Below are 6919 nucleotides of genomic sequence, written 5' to 3' on the forward strand. Positions count from 1 at the left end.
AGCGCACCAACACGGTATTCGGCGTCGGCGATCGCAACGCCGACTGGATGCTGATCGGCGAAGCCCCTGGCGAAAACGAGGATCGCCAGGGCGAGCCGTTCGTCGGCCAGGCCGGCAAGCTGCTCGATAACATGCTGCGTTCGCTGACGCTCGCGCGCGACACCAACGTCTACATTGCCAACGTGATCAAATGCCGGCCACCGGGCAACCGCAATCCCGAGCCGGACGAGGTCGTGCGTTGCGAGCCGTATCTGCAACGCCAGGTCGCGCTCGTCAAGCCGAAGCTGATTATTGCGCTCGGCCGTTTCGCGGCGCAGAGCCTTTTGAAGACCGATGCGAGCATTTCGTCGCTGCGCGGCCGCGTGCATGCCTATGAGGGCGTGCCGGTCATCGTGAGCTATCACCCGGCGTATCTGCTGCGCAGCCTGCCCGATAAGGCGAAGGCGTGGGCGGATCTGTGCCTCGCCCGCGACACGTGGCTCAAGGCGGCCGAAACGACTGCCAAAACAACGGCCGGCTGATGAACGCGACCCGGCCGGCCGCGCTTCCGGCCACTGTGCCTGCGGCACGGTGGGATGCGCTGCGTCAGCCGGTCGTGCGCGATCTCGCCTGGCTGCTGTTCAGCGCAGATCTGTTGCGCGCGCAACCACCAGTAGGGATGCTTGCCAGCGCATTCGAAACCTCCGACGAGCTCGCTGCCACCATCGGGTGGTTGCAGGCTCTCGATGCCGATGCCGGAGAGTTGCAACGCGACATCGCAGCGGCCCGCGTCACACGTCTTGGCCGTTACGCGGAGTGCCTGCTCGCGTGGTTTCTGCAGCATGGTCCCACCGCGCATCTCATCGCGGCGAACGTACCCCTGCGGCGCGCCGGTTTGACCTTGGGTGAGTGTGACTTTCTGGTGCAGACGCAAGCAGGTTGGCGTTTGCATTGGGAACTGGCGGTCAAGTGCTATCTGCACGCCGGAGACGGGCGCGCGCAACTGGCGGATTACGTCGGCCCGAATCTGCAGGACCGCTTCGATCTGAAACTGAGCCACCTGCTCGATCATCAGTTGCCGCTCAGCGCACGCGCCGAGTTCGTCTCACTAGGGTACGCGGGACCGTGGGAACCGCAGATGTTCATCAAGGGCTGGCTGTTCTACCCGCAAGAGCAAGGGCAGGGACAGAACGAGGCGGGCAACGATCCCGTGGAAATCGACCCAGCCCACGCACGCGGCTGGTGGACGACGCGCGTGGATTGGCCGGTTTTTGCGGCCGGGCATGCGCAGGCGTGGCGGGTTTTGCCGCGGCTAGAGTGGCTCGCGCCGCGCAGGCACGAGCCGGGGGCAGCCGAAGCGGAAGGCATTGAGTTTGTCGATGCAGTCGCCCTGAGCGAGCGCGTGGCGCATCAAAACGGCCCGACCATGGTCGCGGCCTTCTGGATCGACGATGCGGGCCGTTGGGTCGAGCGCTCACGCGGTTTTATCGTGCCGGACGACTGGCCGCAGAAAGCGCAGGCATTCGCGCGACAGTGAGCCTCAGCGGGTGCCGATTGCTGCGACACACCAACCCAACTCACCACCAACGATAAAAATGATGCACCGGCCCGACGCCCTGGCCGACGTCGAGTTGATCGCTGGCCTCAAGCGCGCCGGTCAGATACGCCTTGGCATCCGCTACGGCACTCGCGAGGTCGTCGCGCTGCGGAATCAGTGCCTCAATCGACGATGACAGCGTGCAGCCGGTGCCATGCGTGTTCGTCACCGGCACGCGTCGCGCGCCGAGGCGCAGCGTGCCCGATTCCTCCACGAGCCAGTCGGGACTGTCGTCGGCTGTGAGATGGCCGCCCTTCATCAGCACCGCGCGTGCGCCGAGCGCCCGCAACGCTTCGCCTTGCTCGATCATGCCTGCTTCGTCTGTTGCGGCGGTAAGGCCCAGTAAGGCAGCCGCTTCCGGCAGGTTCGGCGTCAGCAAGTCGGCCAGCGGCAGTAACTCGTCGCGCACCACGGCCACCGCATCAGGCAACAGCAGCGCGTGATTGCTCTTGGAGATCATCACCGTGTCGAGCACGACGTGCTTCGGCCGATGGCGCCGTAGTGCCTCGGCCACGGCTCGCGCGATCTGCGCGTTCGCCAGCATACCGATCTTCACCGCGTCGATACGGATATCGTCGAAGACCGCGTCGAGTTGCGCGGTGACAAACGCTGGCTCGGGCGTATGAATTGCCGTCACGCCGCGCGTGTTCTGCGCCGTCAGCGCGGTAATCACGCTCGCGCCGTAGGCACCGAGCGCCGAAAAAGCCTTGAGGTCGGCCTGAATGCCGGCGCCGCCGCCGGAATCGGAGCCGGCGATCGTCAGGACGTTGGGAATCCGTTGAGTCATGGAAGTGCTGCTGTGTCAGTGTTTCACTTCGCCGATCAGCGCGACCGAATCGAACGCGCGCTGGTTCGCCTGGTGACGCCGCATCACAAACCACATCATCACGCACACGAAGGTGCCGAACAGCACGATGACCGCCGAGACCGGCACGTCGAGCCATACCAGCACCGCGTACAGGCACAGCATCACGAGCACTGAGAGGTTCTCGTTGAAGTTCTGCACGGCGATCGAGTGACCCGCGGAAAGCAGCACGTGGCCGCGATGCTGCAGCAGCGCATTCATCGGTACGACGAAAAATCCCGACAGGCCGCCGACGATCATCAGGAAGATATACGCGAGGATCAGATAGCCCGACACATGCATATGGCCGAAGTAAAAGCCCCAATGCGCGGGAAACAGGTTGCGCGTATAGAAGGCCATCAGCATCACGGCGAGGCCCATCATGATGCCGACCGGCAGTACCGAAAGGGACTTCTTGAGCGGCACGCGCGAGGCCGCCAAGATCGCGCCCACCGCTACGCCGACTGCCACCACCGCCTGCAGGATCGCGCCTTCGGATAGTGACATGCCTAGCGACACTTCCGCCCACTTCAGCACGATGAACTGCAGCGTCGCGCCGGCACCCCAGAACAGCGTTGTGACCGCGAGCGAGATCTGCCCCAGCTTGTCGTGCCAGAGAATCAGGAAGCAGTCCGCAAAATCGGTAACGAGCTTGATCGGGCCGCGTTCCTGTTTCGGATAGCGCGCACCGGTGTCGGGAATGCGCAGGTTGAACAGTGCGGCGATGACGTAGATCGCCATGACCACCAGCATGGCCGCTTCGGCCGGCGTGTTGACGGTCGGAATGTGGTGCTTGAGGATGTGCGAGGCGATATGCGGGCTGATCAACGCACCGCCCAATACGGTGCCGAGAATGATCGAGCCGACCGTGGTGCCTTCAATCCACCCGTTGGCGGCGACGAGGCGGTCAGGCGGCAGCAGTTCGGTGAGGATGCCGTATTTGGCGGGCGAATAGGCCGCTGCCCCAAAGCCGACGATACCGTACGCAATCAATGGATGCGCGCCGATCAGCATGGTGAAGCAGCCGACCACCTTGATGGTGTTGGTGACGAACATGACGCGCCCTTTCGGACGCGAGTCGGCGAAGGCGCCGACGAAGGCAGCGAGGACGACGTACGACAGCACAAAGAACAGCTTGAGCAGCGGCGTCATCCAGTTTGGGGCGTGAAGATCTTTCAGCAGTGCAATTGCAGCGATCAGAAGCGCATTGTCGGCCAGCGACGAAAAAAACTGCGCGGCCATGATGGTGTAAAAACCTTTTTTCATCTGATGCGATGCTGTCCTCGCTGCGGTCTGTCCGCCCCGGCCGTGTGCAAGGCGTCCGGGCTTATGCCGTTCGAAATGGGTTGTGCGCACGGCTTTATATCACGAAAATAGCTGGATTCAGACTAGCAGAATCCTTGATCGCACCGCCCAGCGGGCTCCTGAGCGCTGAAAACGCACTGTAAGCTCCTGATTCGCAAGCGTCTTTACGAAAACATCCCATGCCGCGCCCCCTCTCAGCCACGATTCACACCGCAGCGCTCGCCAATAACCTCGCCGTCGTCCGCCGTTATGCCCCGAATTCGAAAATCTGGGCTGTCGTCAAAGCCAATGCTTACGGACATGGCCTCGCAAGAGCCTTTCCTGGCTTACGCGCAACGGACGGCTTTGGATTGCTCGACCTCGAAGAAGCCGTGAAGTTGCGTGAATTGGGCTGGGCCGGGCCAATTCTTTTGCTTGAAGGCTTTTTTCGCCCCACCGATATCGATGTGATCGACCGTTACAGCCTCAGCACGGCGCTGCATTCGGACGAACAGTTACGCATGCTGGAAATGGCGCGTCTGTCAAAACCGGTCAATATCCAGTTGAAGATGAATAGCGGCATGAATCGCCTCGGCTACACGCCGGAGCGCTTCCGGGCGGCGTGGGAGCGGGCGCGCGCGTGCCAGGGCGTGGGTCAGATCACGCTGATGACGCATTTCTCGGATGCCGACAGCGACCGCGGCGTCGCCCACCAGATGGAAACGTTCGAGCGCGGCGCGCAAGGCATTGCGGGGGCGCGCAGCCTTGCCAATTCGGCGGCCACGCTGTGGCACCCGTCGTCGCATTTCGACTGGGTGCGCCCGGGCATCATCCTGTACGGTGCATCGCCGTCGGGGTATACCGGGGCGATCGAGGGTACCGGCCTGCAGCCTGCCATGACGCTCGCCTCGGAGCTGATCGCGGTGCAGAACGTCGCCGAGGGCCAGACCGTCGGCTACGGCTCGATTTTCAAGGCGCGTGGCCCGATGCGTATCGGCGTGGTGGCGTGCGGTTATGCGGACGGCTATCCGCGGGTTGCGCCGGACGGCACGCCGGTGATCGTCGATGGGATACGGACACGGGTCGTCGGCCGGGTGTCCATGGATATGCTCACGGTCGATCTGACGCCGTGCCCGACGGCCGGTGTCGGTTCGCGCGTCGAGTTGTGGGGCAACGCACTGCCGATCGACGACGTCGCCAAGGCGTGCGGCACCATTGGCTACGAGCTGATGTGCGCGGTGGCGCCGCGCGTGCCGGTGCGGGCGGAATAGGCGGCGCGCCCGGCGGCTCATTTGGGTGGCTTGCTCAGGTGACCTGGTTAGGCCGCCAATTTACGTAGCTCACTTTCGTACGTCACTCAGACGGTTCGATCTCGTCCGGCACAACCGGACGTCACATTAGACAAACAAGTAAGGCGAAGGGCGCGTGGCTAAACCGAAGACGATGTACACCTGCACCGAATGTGGCGGGCAGGCGCCCAAGTGGCAGGGCCAGTGCCCGGCATGTCATGCATGGAATACGCTGGTGGAGACGGTGGCCGAGTCGCCGTCCGCGCACCGTTTCCAGTCGCTCGCCAAAAGCGCGCCGGTGCAGCGCCTCGCGGATATCGAGGCTTCGGACGTACCGCGTTTTTCGACCGGCGTCAGCGAATTCGACCGCGTGCTGGGCGGCGGCCTGGTGCCGGGCGGAGTGGTGCTGATCGGCGGCGATCCGGGGATCGGCAAATCGACTTTGTTGCTGCAGTCGCTCGGGGAAATCGCCCACGAGCGGCGCGCGCTTTATATCAGCGGCGAGGAATCGGCTGCACAGATTGCGTTGCGGGCGCAACGGCTCTCGCTGCTCGATCCCGGCTCCAAAGCAAGCGAACTCAGGCTGCTCGCCGAGATCCAGCTCGAAAAAATCCAGGCGACGATCGAAAGCGAGCGGCCCGACGTCGCCGTGATCGATTCGATCCAGACGGTCTACTCCGAGGCGCTCACCTCGGCGCCCGGCTCGGTCGCGCAGGTGCGCGAATGCGCGGCGCAATTGACGCGGATTGCCAAGCAATCCGGCACGGCGATCATCATGGTCGGCCACGTGACCAAGGAAGGTAATCTGGCGGGCCCGCGGGTGCTTGAGCATATCGTCGATACCGTGCTGTATTTCGAGGGCGATACGCATTCGTCGTTTCGCCTCGTGCGCGCATTCAAGAACCGCTTCGGCGCGGTCAACGAACTGGGCGTGTTCGCCATGACCGAGCGTGGACTGCGCGGCGTGGCGAATCCCTCGGCGTTGTTCCTATCGCACCATGAGCAGGCCGTGCCGGGCTCGTGCGTGCTGGTGACGCAGGAAGGCTCGCGGCCGCTGCTCGTCGAAGTGCAGGCGCTGGTGGATGCGGCCAACGTGCCAAATCCGCGCCGCCTCGCGGTGGGGCTTGAGCAGAACCGTCTGGCGATGCTGCTGGCGGTGCTGCATCGGCACGCCGGGATTGCCTGCTTCGATCAGGACGTCTTTCTAAATGCCGTGGGCGGCGTCAAGATCACCGAGCCGGCGGCCGACCTCGCCGTGCTGCTGGCGATCCACTCGTCGATGCGTAACAAACCGCTGCCCAAGGGTTTGATCGTGTTCGGCGAAGTAGGGCTCGCCGGAGAGATCCGGCCCTCGCCGCGTGGCCAGGACCGCCTCAAGGAAGCCGCCAAGCTGGGCTTCTCGATCGCGTTGATTCCTAAGGCGAATGCGCCGAAACAGCCGATCGACGGCTTACAGGTTATTGCGGTAGACCGGCTTGAACAGGCCATCGACCGCATCAGAACACTAGAGTAGGCGTCGTTTGCGGAGCATTTTTGTAGCAGGCGCCGCGTAATGCTCCGTAAATAACCGGGTATTGGATGTAACCCACGCAACACTCGTATTCCCTAAGCTGGTCAAGTCTGCCATCCCTCTTGAGCGGAAAAGGATCGCGCCTTGAAACAGTCCCACGAAACAGTGCCCGAGCGTCCCATGCAGGTCCGCGGCTGCCGCGTGTCCGCACCTATCCGCCAGCCTTGGGGCGGCGCGTGCCGGATCGTCGAGTGGATCGACACCACCGGCCAGATTTCGCGCCGCGTCGTGGCCGAAAACGTCACCGCAGATGAAGTGCGCGCCACCATCGACCGTCACGTCGAAGGACGCAAATACATGCTGCACGACGACGAACGGGCCCCGCGCCAGACTTTGCCGCGGCGCTAAACGCGGCG

The 6919-nt window shown here is 63.5% G+C and carries 7 protein-coding genes; 5 read left to right on the forward strand and 2 right to left on the reverse strand.

The genetic code is table 11. The features are described from left to right. On the forward strand, positions 1-521 hold a 521-nt coding region (locus M0954_RS10420; protein WP_297353055.1), incomplete at its 5' end, for a uracil-DNA glycosylase. Further along, entirely contained in the window at positions 521-1516 is a 996-nt protein-coding gene (locus tag M0954_RS10425) for a DUF1853 family protein (RefSeq protein WP_297353057.1), read from the forward strand. The genes M0954_RS10420 and M0954_RS10425, both read left to right, overlap by 1 nt. 40 nt (positions 1517-1556) lie before the next feature. Here the strand turns inward: M0954_RS10425 and thiD are convergent, their stop codons facing one another. Further along, on the reverse strand, positions 1557-2363 hold the full coding sequence (thiD, locus tag M0954_RS10430; RefSeq protein ID WP_297353059.1) for a bifunctional hydroxymethylpyrimidine kinase/phosphomethylpyrimidine kinase: 807 nt from the start codon (positions 2361-2363) through the stop codon (positions 1557-1559). A 15-nt stretch (positions 2364-2378) separates the two neighbouring features. Continuing rightward, positions 2379-3686 carry a lysophospholipid transporter LplT gene (gene lplT, locus M0954_RS10435; protein ID WP_123387755.1) on the reverse strand — a complete coding sequence of 436 codons (1308 nt, stop codon included), beginning with the start codon at positions 3684-3686 and terminating at the stop codon, positions 2379-2381. Between the two features lie 218 nt (positions 3687-3904). On the opposite strand from lplT, the gene alr reads away from it, so the two are divergent. The 3 genes from alr (at position 3905) to M0954_RS10450 (ending at position 6911) form a co-directional block, all read left to right on the forward strand. Continuing rightward, entirely contained in the window at positions 3905-4975 is a 1071-nt protein-coding gene (gene alr, locus M0954_RS10440; RefSeq protein ID WP_297353061.1) for an alanine racemase, read from the forward strand. Between the two features lie 154 nt (positions 4976-5129). Then, positions 5130-6506, forward strand: coding sequence for a DNA repair protein RadA (gene radA / locus M0954_RS10445; protein ID WP_122155161.1), 1377 nt, complete (start codon positions 5130-5132; stop codon positions 6504-6506). Between the two features lie 141 nt (positions 6507-6647). Further along, positions 6648-6911, forward strand: a complete 264-nt coding sequence (locus M0954_RS10450) for a DUF2866 domain-containing protein (protein ID WP_297353063.1) — start codon at positions 6648-6650, stop codon at positions 6909-6911. Positions 6912-6919: the final 8 nt, after the last annotated feature.

The organism is Paraburkholderia sp., assembly GCF_026225065.1.
Taxonomy (GTDB): Bacteria; Pseudomonadota; Gammaproteobacteria; order Burkholderiales; family Burkholderiaceae; genus Paraburkholderia.

Excerpts from the sequence above, each read along its gene's own strand:
- alr (WP_297353061.1), top strand. The coding sequence starts at position 3,905 with ATGCCGCGCCCCCTCTCAGCCACGATTCACACCGCAGCGCTCGCCAAT.
- thiD (WP_297353059.1), bottom strand. The coding sequence starts at position 2,363 with ATGACTCAACGGATTCCCAACGTCCTGACGATCGCCGGCTCCGATTCC.
- lplT (WP_123387755.1), bottom strand. The coding sequence starts at position 3,686 with ATGAAAAAAGGTTTTTACACCATCATGGCCGCGCAGTTTTTTTCGTCG.
- M0954_RS10425 (WP_297353057.1), top strand. The coding sequence starts at position 521 with ATGAACGCGACCCGGCCGGCCGCGCTTCCGGCCACTGTGCCTGCGGCA.